Source organism: Luteimonas sp. S4-F44 (genome assembly GCF_022637415.1).
Taxonomy (GTDB): domain Bacteria; phylum Pseudomonadota; class Gammaproteobacteria; order Xanthomonadales; family Xanthomonadaceae; genus Luteimonas.
Window position 1 is genome coordinate 1,499,639 of sequence record NZ_CP093340.1, and the last position, 18,793, is coordinate 1,518,431.

Sequence of the window (18,793 nt, forward strand, 5' to 3'; positions counted from 1 at the left end):
ACCCAGTTTTGAGGGGGCAATCGGGCGAAAAAACGGGGTCAGGCTGCCATTTCGAGCGCAGCTTTGAATTGCACTCTGACCCCGTTTTAGCTGGAGGGGCGGCTTGCTCGGTGCGCGCTAGGGTCGCCCCCAGTGGAGGGAGAGGACTTGTCGTTGCTAACCTCGGTGCTCCAGGCCCGGCCTGTGTTCCAGATCCGGGCTTCGTCCTTGCGGAGTTCGCGATGAATGCCCAGGTCTCAGCCCAACGTCCGTTCGATCCACCGCCGCCGCCCGTCGTGGACACGCTGCAGGGCGCGTCCCGCGACACCGCCAATGCCACCATCGCGGGCATGGACGCCGCCGCGATCGACACGCTGCGCAGCGACGTACAGGCGCTGCCGGCCAGCGAACGGCAGGGGCTGCTGAACGAGTTGGCGACCCGGCTCGACGCCGGCAACCTGACACGCCTGCACGACGTCTTCGGGCAGGACGCGGTGGCGTCGGCCGTCGACATGCGCGCGCCGGCCGATGTTCGAGAGGCGTATCAGGCGACGTCGGGCGGGACTACGCCTGCGGCGCTCGACCCGGGCCCTGCGCTGCCGCCGATGGACATCGCCCGGATCGAGGCGCAGCAGCGCCAGCGAGCGCAGGACGATTTCTCGGCAGGGGGCCTCGATACCGGCGCGATCAGCGGGCCCTACCAACTGTCCGAGCTGGCGCGTGAGCACGCGACAGAGCCTGCGTATCTCGCCGAACTGGTCCGGCTTGCGGACGATGCCGATCTGCTCGCATCGGTTGTCGCACCCCTCCATGGGCTCTACAGCCGCGACTCTGGAGGCGGCTACGCATTCGGCGGTGCCGACGGCGATGCCGCGCGCGAGGCCATGACGCATGCGCTCGGCGTCGCGGTCGAACGTGGTGTGCTCAGCGAGGGCGGCATCCGGCACGCCGCGGCCGACAGCGCGGGCTGGGCCGATGTTGCTGGCAGGCTGGGCATCGACAACGTGGGGCGGACACAGGCGAGCAGCGACGCGGCGACGAAGCTCGAGTCGCTGGGCAAGGACTACGACGACGCCAAGAAGGCGGTCGACAAGCTCGATGAGGAGCTCGCCACGCACCTGCTGCGCGCCGGTCCGCTGGACCGCGAACAACGGGCGGCGTTCATTGACAAGTTCCGCGAAGCCGAGGGCCATGCAGAGGTCTATGCGGCCGAAGCAGAGGCGGGCCAGGCACTCGTCAACTATGTCCAGGCCAACCGCGAGACTCTGATGGCAGCGGCGGTACGCGATCCTCAGGTCGCCGAGCAGCTCGTCGATAGCCTGGGCCGTCTGGCCGATTCGGGTCACGGCAAGTTCGCGCTTGAACTGCTCGGCGAGATCCAGGGCACGCCCGGTTCGGCCCTGGCCGAGGCGTTCGAGGCGCATACCGATACCCTGCAGGGTGAGCTCTTCGAACGGATCGCCAGCGCGGCGACCGTCGAGATCGTCACCCGGCATGATGGCAATCTGCAGGCAGCACTCGCCGATCTGAAGGACGCCTTTGCGCCACTGAAGGATGCCAAGGGGCTATTTGACGGCGTCAAAGGCGGCATCAGCAGCTTCAAGGACGGCATGGCAATGATGGACGCGGTTGCCGCTGGTAACTTCGATCCACTGAAGAAACTCGGCGACGGCTTCGGCGACGCATCGCCATTTGCGCGCGCGATGTCGGGTGTCGGCGTCGTAATGGGGGCGATCAAAGCTGCGGAGAGTGGGCAGGAAGGCGCGTATCTTGAGGCGGTGCAGGGTTTCGCGTCGGCGGGCGAAAGTGGCCTTAACTTGCTGGCGGGCGCGTCCAAGCATTTCGCCGACGCGGGACGCTTGGCGCAGTATGGCGATGATGCTGCGCGTTTCGGCGCGTTCGCTGCAAAGATCGCACCCGGGCTCGGCGTGATCGCGAGCGCAACGTCGATGGCAATCAATCTGCAGAAGACCTCCGACGGCGGCAACGTAGGCTATGCAGTTGCCGCAATGGGCGATGTCTTCGGCATGCTCGGCAGCGCCGTGGCCGTGGTGCCCGGGCCGGGTACGGCTGCCGGCGCGATCGTCAGCGGTATCGGGGCGGTGATTTCGGCGATCGGCGGCGGCATCGGCGACGCGATCGACAAGCATCAGACGCGCGAGGAACTGCGTGGCTATCTCGAAGCCACGGGCATGGATGCTGACATGATCGAGTCGATGCTCGGCAGTGGCGAGGCGATGAACAACGTTGCGGCTGGACTCGGTATCTCAGGAGAGCAGTGGCAGGCAATGTTGGCATCCGATCCTGCGCTTGCCTACGCGCCATATGTGTTCAAGTCGGTTGCCGACGGTTACGGGTTGCAGGGAGATCAGGCCGTCGAGTTGTTCAAGCGGATGCATGCCGAAGATCCGCAGGCAATGCTTGCGCTCATGCGCGAGTTCGGCGAGAAACCGCAGGCAGGCGTCGACGTTGGACTGTTGGCCCGTCAGTTCCTCGAACAGAACTTCCCGGACGCGCACGCCTATGCGCGCAGTCAGGAAACGTCGGCGACGCGGCCCGACGGCTCTTCTAAGACACCGGCCGAGATTGCTGAGGGCGATTACGCGGGCATTCGCAGCGGCAAGAACTCCGAGATTTACGGCAAGGCCGAGGACCTGCTCCGGGCCAACGACAATCACGATTATCGCGTCCGGGTGCTGGAATTGCTGTATGCGGACAACCGGTCCGACGCCGTCTTGGAACTGGGAATCCAGTACGGCGTGATGCCCGACGAACTGCGCTGATACGGACGCGGCCTACGTCGCGAAACGGGCCGGGGGGGCCAGTCTTAGCGGCTGAGGGAGCGGTGTCCGACGCATCTGGGCATCGGATCCGGAGGGCGCGTTGTTGCCCCCACCGCTCAGTACGTGTACTGCACCTGCACCCACAGCGTGTCGATGGCGGCGGTGCGCGTCGCGTCATCGCTGCGATGGCGCGCAAGCTTGAGCAGGCCGTCGAGGTCGTTCACGCCCCGAATTGCGTGCGCATAGGACAGGTCGATCTCGGTGCCGTCATCGCTGCCACCACGTCAGGGCGAATGATCGTCAGGCGGCGCGCGCCTCGCGCACGATGGCCGCGGCCTGCGCCGAGGCCTCGCGCACGCGCGCGTAGTCGCCGGCCGCCAGCCACGCCTTGTCGAGCATCCACGAGCCGCCCACGCACAGCACGTTCGGCTGCGCCAGGAACTCGGCAGCGTTGGCGGCGGAAATGCCGCCGGTCGGGCAGAAGCGCATGTCCTGCACCGGGCCGGCCAAGCCCTTGAGCATCGCCAGGCCGCCGACCGCGTTGGCCGGGAACAGCTTGCAGTTGCGGAAGCCCAGGTCGCGCAGGGCGAGGAATTCGGTCGGCGTTGCGGCGCCGGGCACCGCCGGCACCGCGGCCTGCGCCAAGGCCTCGGCCAGACGCGGGGTCGTGCCCGGCGTGACGAGGAAATCAGCGCCGGCGTCGATCGAGGCGCGGATATTGTCGGCACTGAGCACGGTGCCGGCGCCGATGACGATCTCTGGGCGCTCGCGTTTGAGCATGGCCAGGGCGTCGATCGCGATCGGCGTGCGCAGGGTCAGTTCCAGTGTGGTTAGGCCGCCTTCGAGCAGGGCGTCGGCGAGCGCGCGCGCCTGGTCGAGCGTGTCGACGGTGATCACCGGCAGCACGCCGGCAGCCCGCAGCAGGTCGGCGGCGCGCTGCTGGCGGTCGGACATCGGGGAAACGTGTGGCATGAGCTCAGTTGTCCTTTTCGGCATGCGGCGCATCGGCGGCGGCACCGCCCGCGCCCAGATCGTACTCGGCGTCGTAGTCCAATACCGCGCCATGGAACGTGGGCGGTCCGCAGGAGATCGACAGCGCGCCCTGGTCGGCCGGGGAGACGTTGGCGCGGTTGAAGGCGAACAGGTTGCGCCCGAAGTCGGTCGGCGCCGGCGCGGTGTCGGGCGCGGCCTCGCGGCGCTGCCACTCGTCGGCATCGACCAGCGCTTCGAGAATGCCGGCCTCGCCGTCCAGGCGCACGATGTCGCCCTCGCGCAGGTAGGCCAGTGGGCCGCCCCGCGCGGCTTCGGGAGTGACGTGGATCGCCGCGGGGATCTTGCCCGACGCACCCGACAGGCGGCCGTCGGTGACCAGCGCCACCCGCCGGCCCTGGTTCTGCAGCATGCCGAGCAGCGGCGCGAGCGAATGCAGTTCGGGCATGCCGTTGGCCTTCGGGCCCTGGTAGCGCACGACCGCAACGAAATCGCGCGGTAGCGCGCCGGCCGCATGCAGGCGGTTGAGCGCCTGCGGGGCATCGACGACGACGGCCGGGGCCTCGATCATGCGGAACTCCGGCTTGACCGCCGAGAGCTTGATCAGCGCGCGCCCGAGATTGCCGCGCAGCAGGCGCAGGCCGCCATGGGCCTCGAACGGCGCCGAGACCGGACGCAGCACCGCGTCGTCGGCGCTGGAGTCGATGCCCGGCGTGTACACCAGGCGGTCGCCGTCGACCTTGGGGTCGTCGCAGTAGGCGCGCATGCCGCCGGCGACGACGGTCGGGATGTCGTCGTGCATCAGCCCGGCGTCGAGCAGTTCGCGGAACACGAAGGCGTTGCCGCCGGCGGCGTGGTAGCGGTTTACGTCCGCCTCGCCGTTGGGATAGACCCGTGCCAGCAGCGGCACGATCTGCGACAGCGCGTCCATGTCGTCCCAGGTCAACACGATGCCGGCCGCGCGCGCGACCGCGATCCAGTGGATCGTGTGGTTGGTCGAGCCGCCGGTGGCCATCAGCATCGCGATCGCGTTGACGATGGCGCGCTCGTCGATCAGTTCGCCCAGCGGTCGGTAGTCCTCGCCCAGCGCGGTGATCGCCAGCGCGCGCGCGACCGCTTCGCGGGTGAACGCATCGCGCAGCGGGGTGCCCGGGTTGATGAACGCCGCGCTGGGCAACTGCACGCCCATCGCCTCGAGCAGGGTCTGGTTGGAGTTCGCGGTGCCGTAGAAGGTGCAGGTGCCGGGCGAGTGGTAGGACTGCGCCTCGACCTCGAGCAGTTCGGCGCGCGTGGCCTCGCCGGCGGCGTAGCGCTCGCGCACCTCGGCCTTGGTCTTGTTCGGCACGCCGGAGGTCATCGGTCCGCCCGGCACGAACACTGCGGGCAGATGGCCGTAGGCGAGGGCGCCGATGAGCAGGCCCGGCACGATCTTGTCGCAGATGCCTAAGTACAGGCTGGCGTCGAACATGTCGTGCGACAGGCCGATTGCGGTCGCCTGGGCGATGACGTCGCGCGAGAATAGCGACAGTTCCATGCCGGCACGGCCCTGAGTCACGCCGTCGCACATCGCCGGCACGCCGCCGGCGACCTGCGCGGTCGCGCCGAGCGCGCGCGCGGTCTGGCGGATGAATTCCGGATACGGCTCGTAGGGCTGGTGCGCCGAGAGCATGTCGTTGTAGGCGGTGATGATGCCCAGGTTCGGCGTCGGCTCGTTGCGCAGGCGCAGCTTGTCGGTCGGCCCGCACCCGGCAAAGCCGTGGGCGAGGTTCGCGCAGCTCAGGCGACCGCGCAGCGGACCGTCGTCGCGCATGCGCGCGATGCCGTCCAGATACGCGCGGCGCGACGCGGCGCTGCGTTTGCGGATGCGCTCGGTGACGGAATGCAGAACGGGATGCAGGCTCATTGGCGGCGGCGATGAGATGGAAAGGAGGGAAGGGGCGCCCGGGTGCGCGGACGCGGCGCACGGGTGTCGTCGATCACGGGCACCAGTGCACGTGCAAGTCTGCGCCCGGCACGGTCAAGGCGATGCGCGCCGGATACTCGTGGACGTCGTCACTGCGCAACAGTTGCTCGAGCAGCGCGCGCTTACGCTCGCCGCGGATCAACAGGATCCGCGTGTGCGCCGGCGCCAGGCCGGCCGGCGTGAGGCTGATGCGGCGGGCCCAGCGCTGGGCGCCCGGGCAACCGGTCGCATCGACGCCGACGTAGGGTGTGGTCGCCGATAACGCGGCATCGAGGTCCTGCATGCCGGGGAACAGCGACGCGGTGTGGCCGTCGTCGCCCATGCCCAGCACCACGACGCCGGCCGGCTGGCGCGCATGCAGGTTGGCGGTCGACAGCGCTTCGTCGAACGGGCGGCCGGCCCGCGTGATCGTCTCCAGCCGCGCCTGCTGCGCCTTGTTCTGGATCAGCGTTTCGCGCACCAGGCGCGCATTGCTGTCCGGGTCTTCGGGCAGCAGCCAGCGCTCGTCGACCAGCGCGACGTCGACGTTTTCCCACGGCAACGGCGACTTCGACAGCGCGGCATAGACCGGGCCGGGCGTCTTGCCGCCCGACAGCAGCAGACGGGCACGCGGCCGCTCGCGCAGGTCGCGCGCGATCGCCGAGGAAATCGCGATCGCGGCGCCCCAGGTCCACTGGGTGGCCGAGTCGTAGGCGTGCAGGTGCATGCGCCCATCGTGACCGATTCGGGCCACGTTGCCAAAGCCGTCGGCGTGCTCGCCGGTCACGGTGCGGCTCTGCGCACGGCGATCGCCGCCGCGCCGAGCAGGCCGGCGTGCGGGTGCAGCACCGCCAGGCTCGGAACGCGGCCCATATTCGGCGAAAAGCGGCCCTTGTGTTCGAAGCGCTGGCGGAACCCCGAGTGGCGGATCGAGTCGAGCATCTTGGGCACCAGACCGCCGGTCAGGAACACGCCGTCCCAGGCGCCGAGCGTCAGCACCAGATCGCCGGCGATCGCGCCGAACACGGCGCAGAAGATATCGACGGCGCGTGCGCACAGCGGGTCGCCGGCCTGCGCGCGGGTGGTCACGTCGGAGGGCTGCAGCGGGCCCGGGTCGACCCCGGCGATCTCGCAGAGCGCGTGGTGGATGTTGACCAGCCCCGGCCCGCAGATCAGCCGCTCGTTGGACACGCGCCCGAACTGCGCGCTGAGCCGTTCGAGGATGCGGGTTTCTTCCGGCGTGCCCGGCGGGAAGCTGACGTGGCCGCCTTCGGTCTCGAGCGGATAGTAGCGGCCGTCGCGGACCACCAGTCCACCCACGCCCAGCCCGGTGCCCGGGCCGATGACCGCGTAGGTGCACGGCGTGTCGGCGCGCTCGGGCACCGCCCACTGCACGCCGCCGATCGCGGTGTAGTCGCCGGGCTGCAGCAGCGGGATCGCCATCGCCTGCGCGGCGAAGTCGTTGACCAGTTCGACATCGTCCAGCCCCAGGCGCTCGCGGGTGCGCCGGCGCGAGATCACCCAGGGGTGATTGGTGATGCGCGCCTCGTCGCCGTCCACGCGTCCGGCCACGGCGAAGACGCCGCAGCGGATGCGCGCATCGCCGACGTGGCCGATCGCCTGCAGGTAGTGCTGGGCGGCGTCGGCCAGCGAGGGAAAATCAGCGACCGCGAAGCCCTGCACGGTGTCGAGTTGCAGCGGCGTGGCGCTGGCGGTGTCGGCCAGCGCGAAGCGCGCGTTGGTGCCGCCGATGTCGGCGAGCAGGGCGAGTGAAGCGTCGGTCACGACTTGCGTCCGTTGTGCGTGGTCAGGGTGCGCGGGAGGAACGGCACGGCCTCGGCCGGTCCCCACGACCCGGCCGGATAGTCATGGACCGGCGTGCCGGCCTGGCGCCAGGCGTCGCTGACGCTGTCGATCCAGCGCCACTGGGCCTCGACCTCGTCGTCGCGCACGAACAGCGTCTGGTCGCCCTTGAGCGCGTCGATCATCAACCGCTCGTAGGCGATGCGGCGCTTGGGCGGCAGCATCGCCAGGTCCAGCGACATCGGCTGCAGCTCGTTGGCGCTCCATTCCGAAGCCGCCAGGCTGCCCATCAGGCCGAGTTCGATGGTCTCTTCGGGCTGCAGCCGCACCCGCAACTGGTTGGCGCGGGCGCGTTTGCGCTCGTCGGCGCCGAACAGCCAGTGGGTGACCGGCTTGAAGGTCACCACGACCTCGGTGGTGCGCGAGGGCATGCGCTTGCCGGTCACCAGCCGGAACGGAACGCCGGCCCAGCGCCAGTTGTCGATCCAGGCACGCAGGCCGACGAAGGTCTCGACATCATCACGGTGATTGAAGCCCTTGACCGCGCGGCCGTCGACCACGCCGTCGCGGTAGCGGCCGCGGATGCTGTCGGCGTCGGCGGCCGACGGGGTCATGGGGCGCAGCGCGCGCAGCACCTTGCGCTTCTCGTCGCGGATCGAATCGGGGTCCATCGCCGCCGGCGGCTCCATCGCGATCAGCGCGAGCAGCTGCAGCATGTGGTTCTGCACCATGTCGCGCAGCGCGCCGTAGTCGGCGTAGTAGCCCTCGCGGCCGTCCACACCGGCGGTCTCGGCGACGATGATGTCGACCGACTCGATCCAGCGCCGTTCCCAGACCGCCTCGAACAGCGTGTTGCCCAGCCGCAGCGCCAGCAGGTTCTGCACCGGCGCCTTGCCCAGGTAATGGTCGATGCGGAAGATCCGCGACTCGTCGAGCGCGGCCTTGAGGGTGGCGTCGATCTCGCGGGCGCTGGCCAGGTCGTGACCGATCGGCTTTTCGAGCACCAGGCGCGACGGCGGCTCGAGCAGGCCGGCGGCCTTCAGGCCGCGGCAGGCGGAGGCAAAGAGGTTGGGCGGCGTGGAAAGGTAGCTGACGGCCGGGCGGTCGGCGAACGGCGAGAGCGCCTGCGCCATGGCCGCGGGGTCGGACAGGTCGGCGGGCACGTAGCGCACCCGGCGCAGCAGTTCGTCCAGCGTGGCGGCCTCGTAGTCGTCGCCCAGGCGCTCGCGCAACCAGCCGCGGAAGCTCTCGTCGTCGTGCTCGCTGCGCGCGATCGCCACGACCCGGAAGTCGGCCGGCAGCAGCCGGTCGCGCAGCAGGTGCAGCAGGGACGGGAACAGGTAACGTTGCGCCAGATCGCCGGTGGCGCCAAACAGCAGCAGAGTGTCGTGCATGGACGCCTGGTTCGCCTCGTGTTCACGGAAGGGGAATCGTGAAGTGTGTCGTGCAATCGCCCGGAACCGCAATGCCCGTCGTCGCGCGTGCCCGCGCGGCGACGGACCGGCCGGCGCGCGCGGCGGCGATCGCGGTTGCTGAGGCGATCGCCGACTGGCGTGTAAACGATTACATGCCAGAATAGCGTATTGCGTCCTCGATGCACGGCCCGGCCGCGGCATCGTTCACACGCCTCCAATCACGATCCATCCGACAGCGGGAGACGCCATGGCGAAGGTGCGGTTCGACGCGGTACGCAAGGTCTATCCCAATGGGTACGTGGGCGTGGCGGGCGCCAGTTTCGAAGTCGCCGACGGCGAACTACTGGTGCTGGTCGGGCCGTCGGGTTGCGGCAAGTCCACGCTGCTGCGGATGGTCGCCGGCCTGGAGGCGATCAGCAGCGGCACGCTGACCATCGGCGATCGGGTGGTCAACGACGTCGCGCCCAAGGACCGCGACATCGCGATGGTGTTCCAGAGCTACGCGCTGTACCCGCACATGAGCGTGGCCGAGAACCTCGCCTTCGGGCTGAAGCTGCGCGGCCAGGACAAGGCCGACATCGCCGCGCGCGTGGCCGAGGCCGCCCGCGTGCTGGAGCTCGACAAGGTGCTCGACCGCAAGCCGGGGCAGCTGTCGGGTGGCCAGCGCCAGCGCGTCGCGCTGGGCCGGGCGCTGGTGCGCCAGCCGCAGGTGTTCCTGCTCGACGAGCCGTTGTCCAATCTCGACGCCAAGCTGCGTGCCGGCATGCGCGTGGAGATCGCGCGGCTGCACCGCGCGCTGGGCACCACCATGATCTACGTCACCCACGACCAGATCGAGGCGATGACGCTGGGCCAGCGCATCGTGGTACTCAAGGATGGGCAGATCCAGCAGATCGACACCCCGATGGCGCTTTACGAAAAGCCCGCCAACCTGTTCGTGGCGACCTTCCTCGGCAGTCCGGCGATGAACGTGCTGCGCGGCCGTCTGCAGCACGGCGAGGCCGGCTGGGGGCTGGCGCTGGCCGATGGCACGGTGCTGGCGCTGGGCGCGGCCGGGCTGCCGACGGCCTGGGCCGGCCGCGAGGTCGATCTGGGCATCCGTCCCGAGCATCTGGTGCCGGCCGAGGCCGCCGAAGCCGGCCTGGCGCCGGTGGTGGAGGTGGTCGAGGCGGTGGGCAGCGAAGTCTTCGTGAATCTGCGCCTGGGCGATCGCGCGCTGATCGCCCGGCTGCCGCCCGACCGGGTGCCGGTGCCGGGCGAGACCCTGCCGCTGTCGGTCCCAGCCGGGCGCGTGCACGCCTTTGACATCGAGACCGGGGCCCGCCTGGTGCCCTAATCGCGGCGTCCCGCGACCCAACGGGCCCAAGCGCGGCGCCGGGCCGGCGGCGCGATCCCGGGTCGCTGGCTATACTGGCCGCTTGCGCGCGCGCGGCGCGCGGCCCGTCGTGCGTCAGCATCGCCGGGCCCGGAGGCCGCGTGCGTCCCCGCCGTTCCACGATCCGGCGCCGGCCCGCCGGCGCCACGAGGCCCCCGACGCCCGCATGCGCCTGTCCACGATCAAGCTCGCCGGTTTCAAGTCCTTCGTCGACCCGACCACGTTGCACCTGCCGACGAACATGACCGGCGTGGTCGGGCCGAACGGTTGCGGCAAGTCCAACATCATCGACGCGGTGCGCTGGGTCATGGGCGAGTCCTCGGCCAGCCGCCTGCGCGGCGATTCGCTGACCGACGTGATCTTCGCCGGGTCGACCGCGCGCAAGCCGGTGTCCCAGGCGATGGTCGAGCTGATCTTCGACAACAGCGACCACACCATCAGCGGCGAGTTTGCCGCGTTCAACGAGATCTCGGTCAAGCGCACCGTCAGCCGCGATGGCCAGAGCGGCTACTACCTCAACGGCACCAAGTGCCGCCGCCGCGACATCACCGACCTGTTCCTGGGCACGGGCCTGGGCCCGCGCAGCTACTCGATCATCGAGCAGGGCATGATCAGCCAGGTCATCGACGCCAAGCCCGAAGACCTGCGCATCTACCTCGAGGAAGCGGCCGGCATCTCCAAGTACAAGGAGCGCCGCAAGGAGACCGAGACCCGGATCCGGCATACCCGCGAGAACCTCGAGCGGCTGGGCGACCTGCGCGAGGAGGTCGGCAAGCAGTTGCAGCACCTGGCCCGCCAGGCCCGTCAGGCCGAGCAATACACCGCGATCCAGGCTGAGCGCAGGATCCGCGACGCCGAGTGGAAGGCGCTGGAATGGCGCACGCTCGATTCGCGCCTGCGCGCGCTGCGCGAGGGCCTGGCGCAGGAGGAAACCCGGCTCGAGCAGCTGATCGCCGAGCAGCGCGAAGCCGAGCGCGAGCTCGAGACCGGACGCGAGCGTCGCCACGAGGCCGCCGAGGCGCTCAACCGCGCCCAGGCCGAGAGCTACGAAGTCAGCGGTGCGCTCGCGCGGATCGAGCAGCAGATCCAGCACCAGCGCGAACTGTCGGCGCGGCTGCTCAAGGCGCGTGACGAGGCCCAGGCGCAGCTGGCCGAGATCGGTGCGCATATCGACCAGGACCAGGTGCGGCTCGACACCCTGCACGAGCACATCGCCGAGGCCGAACCGCAACTGGCGCAGCTGCAGGACGAGGACGCGATCCGCCAGGACGCACTGCGCGATGCCGAGACCGCGCTCGCCGACTGGCAGGCCCGCTGGGAGGCGCACAACCGCGAGCAGGGCGAGGCCGCGCGTGCCGGTGATGTGGAGCGTACGCGTGTCGACTATCTCGACCGCCAGGCGCTGGAAGCCGGGCGCCGCCGCGAACAATTGCAGGCCGAGCGCGATGGCCTCGACCTCGATGCGCTGAACGAGGCGTTCGAGGACATCCAGCTCCGCCACGAAGATCAGAAGGCCGCCCTCGACACGCTCGGCGAGTCGCTGGAGGCGCGCAAGGAGGCGGCCGTCGAACTGCAGGACGCCCAGCGCGTCGCGCAGGAGGAACTGTCGGGCGTACGCAAGCGCGCGCAGGAGGCCCGCGGCCGGCTGGCGTCGCTGGAGACGCTGCAGCACGCGGCGCTCGGGCAGGAGCAGGGCGCGGCGGTCGAATGGCTGCGCCAGCGCGGGCTCGATTCGGCCGCGCGCGTGGGCGAGCGGCTGCGCGTGGAGGCCGGCTGGGAGTTCGCGGTCGAGAGCGCGCTGGGCCAGCTGATCGAGGGCGTGCTGGTCGACGGCGACGGGGTGCCCGCCGATCTGGTCGACGCGCTCGGCGAGCTGGGCGAGAGCCGCCTGGCGCTGGTCGCCGCCGACGAGGCGTCGGCGCAGTTCGCGCCGACCTCGCTCGCGGCCCGGGTGCAGGGTCCGCTGGCGATCCGGCGGCTGCTCGCGCGTCTGCATGTCGCCGACACCCTGGACCAGGCGCGCGCGCTGCAGGCCGGGCTGGGCGAACACGATTCGGTCATCACCCGCAGCGGCGAGCGCTTGGGCGCGGGCTGGGTGCGGGTGTCGCGCTCGGGCGCGGCCAAGCAGGGCGCACTGCTGCGCGAGCGCGAGATCCAGGCGCTGCGCGAGGAGATCGCCGCGCTGCAGGACCAGGAACACGAACTGGAGCGCGGCCTCGCCAGCGGCCGCGACCGCTTGCTCGCCGCCGAACAGCAGCGCGAAGAGGCGCAGCGCGCGCTGTACCTGGCGCACCGCGGTGTGTCCGAACTCGCCGGCCAGGTGCAGAGCCAGCAGGGCCGGGTCGAGGCCGCGCGCACCCGGATCGCGCGCATCGATGCCGAGCTCGCGCAACTCGACGAGACCCTGGCCCAGGCCGCGCAGCAGGCACGCGAAGCGCGCGCCCGGCTCGAGGACGCGGTCGGCAGCATGGGCGACCTGGAGACCGCGCGTGCTGCGCTCGAAGCCGAGCGCCGCAGCCTGACCGAGGCCCGGGACGCCGCCCGCGCGGCCGCGCGCGAATCCCGCGATACCGCGCATGCGCTCGCGTTGACGCTCGAGTCGCAGCGCGCGCAGGTCGCCTCGCTGACCCAGGCGTTGGCGCGCATGGGCGGCCAGCGCGGCCAGCTCGACAACCGCCTGGGCGAACTGTCGGCGCAGCTGGCCGGCGGCGACTCGCCGGTCGAGGCGCTCGAGGACCAGCGCCAGGTCGCACTGGAGGAACGCGTGCGCACCGAGCAGGCATTGGCGCAGGCGCGCTCGGCGGTTGAAGGTATCGACAACGAACTGCGCACCTACGAGCAGGTCCGCCAGCAGCGCGACGCGCAGGCGCTGACCCAGCGCGAGGCGATCGGGCAGCGCCGGCTCGACCAGCAGGCACTGGTCATCGCTGCCGACCAGCTCGCCGCCCAGGTCGTGGAGGCCGGTTTCGTCGTCGACGACGTGCTGGGCGGCCTCGACGACGCGGCCAATGCCAAGGACTGGGAGAAGATGGTCGCCGACTTCGATGCGCGCCTGCGGCGCCTGGAGCCGGTGAATCTAGCGGCGATCGCGGAGCATGCCGAGGCCGCGCAGCGCAAGGAATACCTCGACGCCCAGGACGCCGATCTGACCGGCGCACTGGACACGCTGGAAGAGGCGATCCGCAAGATCGACCGCGAGACCCGCGGCCGGTTCAAGGACACCTTCGACCGGGTCAACGCCGGCGTGCAGGCGCTGTATCCGCGCCTGTTCGGCGGCGGCCACGCTTACCTGGAGCTGACCGGCGACGACCTGCTCGACACCGGCGTGGCGATCATGGCCCGTCCGCCCGGCAAGCGCGTGTCCAACATCTCGCTGCTGTCGGGCGGCGAGAAGGCGATGACCGCCGTGGCCCTGGTGTTCTCCATCTTCCAGCTCAATCCGGCGCCGTTCTGCCTGCTCGACGAGGTCGACGCGCCGCTCGACGAGGCCAATGTCGGCCGCTTCACCGCGATGGTCCGCGAGATGAGCGAGCAGGTGCAGTTCCTGTTCGTCAGCCACAACAAGGCGACGATGGAAGCCGCATCCCAACTCAGTGGCGTTACCATGCGCGAGCCGGGCGTCAGCCGCCTGGTGTCTGTCGATCTTGCCGAAGCCACGCGACTGGCCGGCGCCGCCTAGGAGAACACCGCCAATGACCGATGAGTGGATGCTGCGTATCGGAATCATCGTCGCCGGCGCGCTGCTGATGGCGGCGATCTGGTACTTCGGGACGCGCCCGCGCGGCGGACAGGGACGGCGCATCGCGCCTGCCGAGGACGCACGACGCGAGCCGACGCTCGGCGCGCAGCTCGAGCGCGAACTGGGCGAGGGCGACCCGGCGCAGGCGCCGGGCGACGGCGACGTGGTGCAGGCGGAGATGGATCTGCTCGACCGCACCGTTGGTACCGTCTCGCCCAACAGCGAACTGGGCAAGCGCAACACCGACGACTTCGACAAGATCGTCACGCTCTACATCGCCGCGCGTGCGGGCAATGTGCTGCGCGGGCCGGACATCGTGGTCGCGGCCGAGAAGACCGGCCTGACCTACGGGCACATGAACGTATTCCACCGCCTCGTCGACGGCCATCCCGAGCGCGGACCGATCTTCAGCGTCGCCAACATCCGCAGCCCCGGCAGTTTCGAGATGGCCGAGATCCAGACCATGGAAACGCCGGCGATCGCGTTCTTCCTGACCCTGCCGGCGCCGGTCCGTGCGCTCGATGCCTGGGACACGATGCTGCCGACCGCCGAGCGCATGGCCGAACTGCTCGACGGCGTGTTGCTCGACGAACAGCGCAACGCCCTGGGCCGCCAGCGCGTCGCCGGCCTGCGCGACGAACTGCGCGCCTGGGACCGCGAACGCGACGCGCCGCCGGTGACCCGCAGCCCGCGCTGGTGACCGTGCGCGGATGTCGATCCGGGGGATTGAACCGCTGATCGCCTACGACCGGGGCCGCGCGGCCTGGACCAGGTCATTGCATGGGCGGTGCCGCCCTTAACGGCGCCTTCGTCACTGCGTCGGGTTGCGCTGGACGCCTACAATCTGCGCATGTCCAGACCTTCCCCCGCCGAGCGCGTCGCCGAACTGCGTGCACGCATCGAAGATGCCAACCATCGCTATTACGTGCTCGACGATCCATCGATCCCGGACGCCGATTACGACGCGTTGATGCGCGAGCTCGAGGCGTTGGAAGCGGCGCATCCTGAGCTCGCCAGCGAGGATTCGCCCACGCGCACGGTCGGCGCGCGCCCCGACGGTGGCTTTCCGGAAGTCCAGCACGCCATCCCGATGCTGTCGTTGGCCAATGCGTTCGAGACCGCGGGCGTGCCCGACGATGCCGACGACCGCACGCGGTTTTCCGAGGTCGCCGACTTCGAGCGGCGGATCGAGCAGAAGCTCGACATCGCCGCACCGGTGTTTTCGGTCGAGCCCAAGCTCGACGGCCTCGCGATCAGCCTGCGCTACGAGGACGGCGTGTTCGTGCAGGGCGCGACGCGCGGCGACGGGGCCACGGGCGAGAACGTCACCGCGAACCTGCGCCAGGTGCGTGCGGTGCCGCTCCGGCTCCGTCTCGACGGCGCGCCCGCGCCTGCGGTCCTGGAGGTGCGCGGCGAGATCTACATGCCGCGCAAGGCGTTCGCCGACTGGAACGCGAAGGCGCTCGAGCGCAACGAGAAGCTGCTGGCCAACCCGCGCAATGGTGCGGCCGGCTCGCTGCGCCAGCTTGATCCGGCGGTCACGCGTCGCCGGCCGCTGGCGTTTTTCGCCTATTCGGTTGGCGAGGTCCGCGGCCTGGAACTGCCCGAGACCCATTCGCAGACGCTGGCGCTGCTGCGCGGGTTCGGATTTCCGGTCGCGCCCGAGGTCGAGACTGCGACCGGCTTCGAAGGCCTGATCGCCTATTTCCGCCGCATCGGTGCACAGCGCGACGCGCTGCCGTACGACATCGACGGGGTGGTCTACAAACTCGACGACTACGACCAGCAACGTGCGATGGGGTTCGTGTCGCGCTCGCCGCGCTGGGCGCTGGCGCATAAATTCCCGGCGCAGGAGCAGTCGACGCTGCTGCGCGCGATTGAGGTGCAGATCGGCCGGACCGGTGCGGTCACGCCGGTCGCGCGGCTTGAGCCAGTCCAGGTCGCCGGGGTCACGGTGACCAACGCGACGCTGCACAACGCCGACCAGATCGCGCGGCTCGACGTGCGCGAGGGCGACACGGTGATCGTGCGCCGCGCTGGCGACGTGATCCCCGAGATCGTGCGCGTGATCGAGGAGCAGCGCCCCGCCGATGCGGTGCCCTGGTCGATGCCGGCCGCGTGTCCGGTCTGCGGCTCCGAGTTGGTACGCGAAGAGGGCGCGATCGCCTGGCGCTGCAGCGGCGGACTCACGTGTCCGGCGCAGCGCAAGGAGGCCGTGCGGCACTTCGCCTCGCGTCGCGCGCTCGACATCGAGGGCCTGGGCGACAAGCAGGCCGAGGCCCTGGTCGAATTCGGGTTCGTGCATTCGCCGGCCGATCTCTACGCGCTGACGGTCGCGGATCTCGTGCGGATGAAGACCGCGCTCGACGCCGCGACCGCCGCCGACTTCCAGCAGGCGATCGCCGACAGCAAAGGCGGGCTGGTGCTTGATGCTGAAGGGGTGGCCGTCCTGGCCGACGAGGCGCCGGTCTGGAAAGACGCCGCGTTCCTGCGCGCGCATCTGGCCGTCGAGGCCGGCGGCAAGCTCGCGACCAAGTGGGCTGAAAACCTTGTCGCCGGCATCGACGCCAGCCGCCACACCACGCTGGCGCGCTTCCTGTTCGCGCTCGGCATCCCGCACCTGGGCGAAACGACAGCGAAGTCGCTGGCGCAGTGGCTGGGCACGCTCGACTTCATCCGCAGCACGCCCGCGGTGTTGCTGCAGGCGCTGCCCGACATCGGCGGCGAGGTCGCGCGCTCGATCGCGACGTTCTTCGAGCAGCCAGGCAACGTCGCGGTGGTCGATGCGCTGATCGTGGCGGGGGTGCGCTTCTCCGATGAGACAGCGCCGTCCGCCGAACTGCGCGATCGGCTGGACCTGACGCACCTGCTGGCGACGTTGCCGGTCGACAAACTCGGCGGCAAGAGCGCCGAGCGCCTGGCGCAGACCTACGGCACGCTCGCGGCGCTGTTGCGCGCGAATGAAAGCGGCTGGGCCGGCGCGGGCGCGTCCACTGCGGGCGCTGCGAATCTTGCGGCGTATCTGGCCGACGACCGGGCGCGCCAAGCGCTCATCGACGCTGACGTGGCGATGCAACGCTTGCTCGCCGCCGCCCCGGCGCGGGCGGTGCGCAGCAGTGGCCCGCTCGACGGCAAGAGCGTGGTGCTGACCGGCACGCTGGCGTCGATGACCCGCGACGAGGCCGGCGAGAAGCTCGAAGCGCTGGGCGCGAAGATCGTCGGCAGCGTATCGAAGAAGACATCGCTGGTGGTTGCCGGCGACGCGGCCGGCTCCAAGCTCGACAAGGCCCAGGCGCTGGGCGTCGAGATCTGGGACGAGGCCGCGCTGCTGGCGTTCCTCGAGGCGCAGGCGTGACGGTGCCGAGCGGGCCGAGCGCGTCCTTCGAGGCGCTGCGTCTGCGCGCGCGCCTCAATGCCGTGTTGCGCGGCTTCTTCGCCGAGCGCGATGTGGTCGAGGTCGAGACGCCGGTGCTGTCGCGCGCCGGCAATACCGATCCCAACGTCGCCAGCTTCGCCACGCGCTTCGGCGGCCACGTCGATGCCGGGCCGCCGCTGCGCTGGATGCGCACATCGCCCGAGTTCCCGCTCAAGCGGCTGCTCGCGGCGGGGTTCGGCGACTGTTACGAACTGGGCCGGGTGTTCCGCGACGGCGAGGCGGGGGGGCGCCACAACCCCGAGTTCACGATGCTCGAGTGGTACCGCGTCGGCTGGGACCATCGCCGCCTCGCCGCCGAGACCGTCGCCCTGGTGCAGGCCGCGCTGGCCTTGGTCGGACGCCGCGCCGACGTCGTGGAGACCGACTACCGCACGCTCTATCGCGAGCAGTTGGGTCTCGACCCGATGACGGCGCCGGAGGCGGCGCTGCGGGCCGCGCTGGGCGATGTGCGGATCGATCCGGAGGGCCTGAGTCGCGACGACTGGCTGGATCTGCTGATGACCCATCGCCTGCAGCCCGCCAACCCCGCCGACCGCATCCTGGTCGTGCACGACTACCCGGCCTCGCAGTGCATGCTGGCGCGGATCGCCGCGCGCGACGGCGTGCCGGTCGCCGAGCGCTTCGAGCTGTACCTGGGCGCGCTGGAGTTGGCCAATGGCTATCACGAACTGGCCGATGGCGCCGAGCAGCGGGCACGCTTCGAGCGCGACCACACGGTACGCGCCGCGCGCGACGCGGCACTGCCGGCGATCGACGAGGCGTTGCTCGATGCACTCGACGCCGGCTTCCCCGACTGCGCCGGGGTCGCGCTGGGCGTGGACCGGTTGATGATGGCGATGCTGGAGACGCCACGGATCGCGGACGTGATCGCGTTCGATTTCGCAAGGGCGTAGCCCTTCGCTTTGCCGTTGCTGTTGCTCTGCTGTTGCCTTTGCTGTGGCTTTTCCATCGAGCCGTAAAGCGAGCCGAGCACCGGAGCCTGGCGCGGCCGGAGAGCAGCCCTTGTCTGAGCGTAGCGAGTTTGGGCTGCGTGCCGCGCCAGGCGAGGCGCGAAGGGGACCGCCGCGGCTTCGTGCGGCGGATCGCGTCCGGCGACGGCGGTTTTGCTTACTTTTACCAAGACAAAAGTAAGCCGCGCGCGTCGCGCGCGGAAGCTGTGGACTTGATCCTGTTTTCCGCGTTCTCAGAACAGCCCAAGCAAACAGCCAATGCCAAGGCCGGTGCACGGCTTTCGCCCGCTGTGCGGGCGAGTTTCTTTTGGAGGGACCCAAAAGAAACCAAAAGGTCCTTTCGCCGGACGCGATCCGCCGCGATACCGCCGCGGCGGTCCC

The 18,793-nt window shown here is 70.2% G+C and carries 11 protein-coding genes; 6 read left to right on the forward strand and 5 right to left on the reverse strand.

Translation table 11 applies throughout. From position 1 onward, the window contains the following. The first annotated feature begins 221 nt into the window (after nucleotides 1-221). Complete coding sequence (locus tag MNO14_RS06840) at nucleotides 222-2,762, forward strand: hypothetical protein (RefSeq protein ID WP_241945948.1); 2,541 nt, start codon at nucleotides 222-224, stop codon at nucleotides 2,760-2,762. Nucleotides 2,763-3,062: 300 nt separating this feature from the next. On the opposite strand, the gene eda is transcribed toward MNO14_RS06840, so the two are convergent. The 5 genes from eda to zwf form a co-directional block, all read right to left on the reverse strand. Next, entirely contained in the window at nucleotides 3,063-3,716 is a 654-nt protein-coding gene (gene eda, locus MNO14_RS06845) for a bifunctional 4-hydroxy-2-oxoglutarate aldolase/2-dehydro-3-deoxy-phosphogluconate aldolase (protein ID WP_241946284.1), read from the reverse strand. 22 nt (nucleotides 3,717-3,738) lie between these two features. Further along, on the reverse strand, nucleotides 3,739-5,655 hold the full coding sequence (gene edd / locus MNO14_RS06850) for a phosphogluconate dehydratase (RefSeq protein ID WP_241945949.1): 1,917 nt from the start codon (nucleotides 5,653-5,655) through the stop codon (nucleotides 3,739-3,741). A gap of 73 nt (nucleotides 5,656-5,728) precedes the next feature. Further along, complete coding sequence (gene pgl / locus MNO14_RS06855) at nucleotides 5,729-6,481, reverse strand: 6-phosphogluconolactonase (RefSeq protein WP_241945950.1); 753 nt, start codon at nucleotides 6,479-6,481, stop codon at nucleotides 5,729-5,731. After that, nucleotides 6,478-7,479 carry a glucokinase gene (glk, locus tag MNO14_RS06860; RefSeq protein WP_241945951.1) on the reverse strand — a complete coding sequence of 334 codons (1,002 nt, stop codon included), beginning with the start codon at nucleotides 7,477-7,479 and terminating at the stop codon, nucleotides 6,478-6,480. Before glk ends, pgl begins: the two co-directional genes overlap by 4 nt. Next, nucleotides 7,476-8,891, reverse strand: a complete 1,416-nt coding sequence (gene zwf, locus MNO14_RS06865; protein ID WP_241945952.1) for a glucose-6-phosphate dehydrogenase — start codon at nucleotides 8,889-8,891, stop codon at nucleotides 7,476-7,478. Before zwf ends, glk begins: the two co-directional genes overlap by 4 nt. Nucleotides 8,892-9,159: 268 nt before the next feature. Between zwf and ugpC the strand changes: the two genes are divergently transcribed. The 5 genes from ugpC to epmA all read left to right on the forward strand — a co-directional run bounded on the left by ugpC (nucleotide 9,160) and on the right by epmA (nucleotide 18,355). Then, nucleotides 9,160-10,248, forward strand: coding sequence for a sn-glycerol-3-phosphate ABC transporter ATP-binding protein UgpC (gene ugpC / locus MNO14_RS06870; protein ID WP_241945953.1), 1,089 nt, complete (start codon nucleotides 9,160-9,162; stop codon nucleotides 10,246-10,248). A gap of 205 nt (nucleotides 10,249-10,453) precedes the next feature. Then, a complete protein-coding gene (smc, locus tag MNO14_RS06875) occupies nucleotides 10,454-13,966 on the forward strand; it encodes a chromosome segregation protein SMC (RefSeq protein WP_241945954.1) in 3,513 nt (1,170 codons plus the stop codon). 13 nt (nucleotides 13,967-13,979) lie between these two features. Further along, nucleotides 13,980-14,726, forward strand: a complete 747-nt coding sequence (gene zipA, locus MNO14_RS06880) for a cell division protein ZipA (RefSeq protein WP_241945955.1) — start codon at nucleotides 13,980-13,982, stop codon at nucleotides 14,724-14,726. Between the two features lie 150 nt (nucleotides 14,727-14,876). Continuing rightward, nucleotides 14,877-17,381 carry an NAD-dependent DNA ligase LigA gene (ligA, locus tag MNO14_RS06885; protein WP_241945956.1) on the forward strand — a complete coding sequence of 835 codons (2,505 nt, stop codon included), beginning with the start codon at nucleotides 14,877-14,879 and terminating at the stop codon, nucleotides 17,379-17,381. A gap of 2 nt (nucleotides 17,382-17,383) precedes the next feature. Then, nucleotides 17,384-18,355: an EF-P lysine aminoacylase EpmA gene (gene epmA, locus MNO14_RS06890; RefSeq protein ID WP_241946285.1), complete on the forward strand. Its 972-nt coding sequence runs from the start codon at nucleotides 17,384-17,386 to the stop codon at nucleotides 18,353-18,355. Nucleotides 18,356-18,793 lie beyond the last annotated feature (438 nt).

Excerpts from the sequence above, each read along its gene's own strand:
- MNO14_RS06840 (WP_241945948.1), top strand. The coding sequence starts at position 222 with ATGAATGCCCAGGTCTCAGCCCAACGTCCGTTCGATCCACCGCCGCCG.
- eda (WP_241946284.1), bottom strand. The coding sequence starts at position 3,716 with ATGTCCGACCGCCAGCAGCGCGCCGCCGACCTGCTGCGGGCTGCCGGC.
- edd (WP_241945949.1), bottom strand. The coding sequence starts at position 5,655 with ATGAGCCTGCATCCCGTTCTGCATTCCGTCACCGAGCGCATCCGCAAA.
- zwf (WP_241945952.1), bottom strand. The coding sequence starts at position 8,891 with ATGCACGACACTCTGCTGCTGTTTGGCGCCACCGGCGATCTGGCGCAA.
- ugpC (WP_241945953.1), top strand. The coding sequence starts at position 9,160 with ATGGCGAAGGTGCGGTTCGACGCGGTACGCAAGGTCTATCCCAATGGG.
- smc (WP_241945954.1), top strand. The coding sequence starts at position 10,454 with ATGCGCCTGTCCACGATCAAGCTCGCCGGTTTCAAGTCCTTCGTCGAC.
- zipA (WP_241945955.1), top strand. The coding sequence starts at position 13,980 with ATGACCGATGAGTGGATGCTGCGTATCGGAATCATCGTCGCCGGCGCG.
- ligA (WP_241945956.1), top strand. The coding sequence starts at position 14,877 with ATGTCCAGACCTTCCCCCGCCGAGCGCGTCGCCGAACTGCGTGCACGC.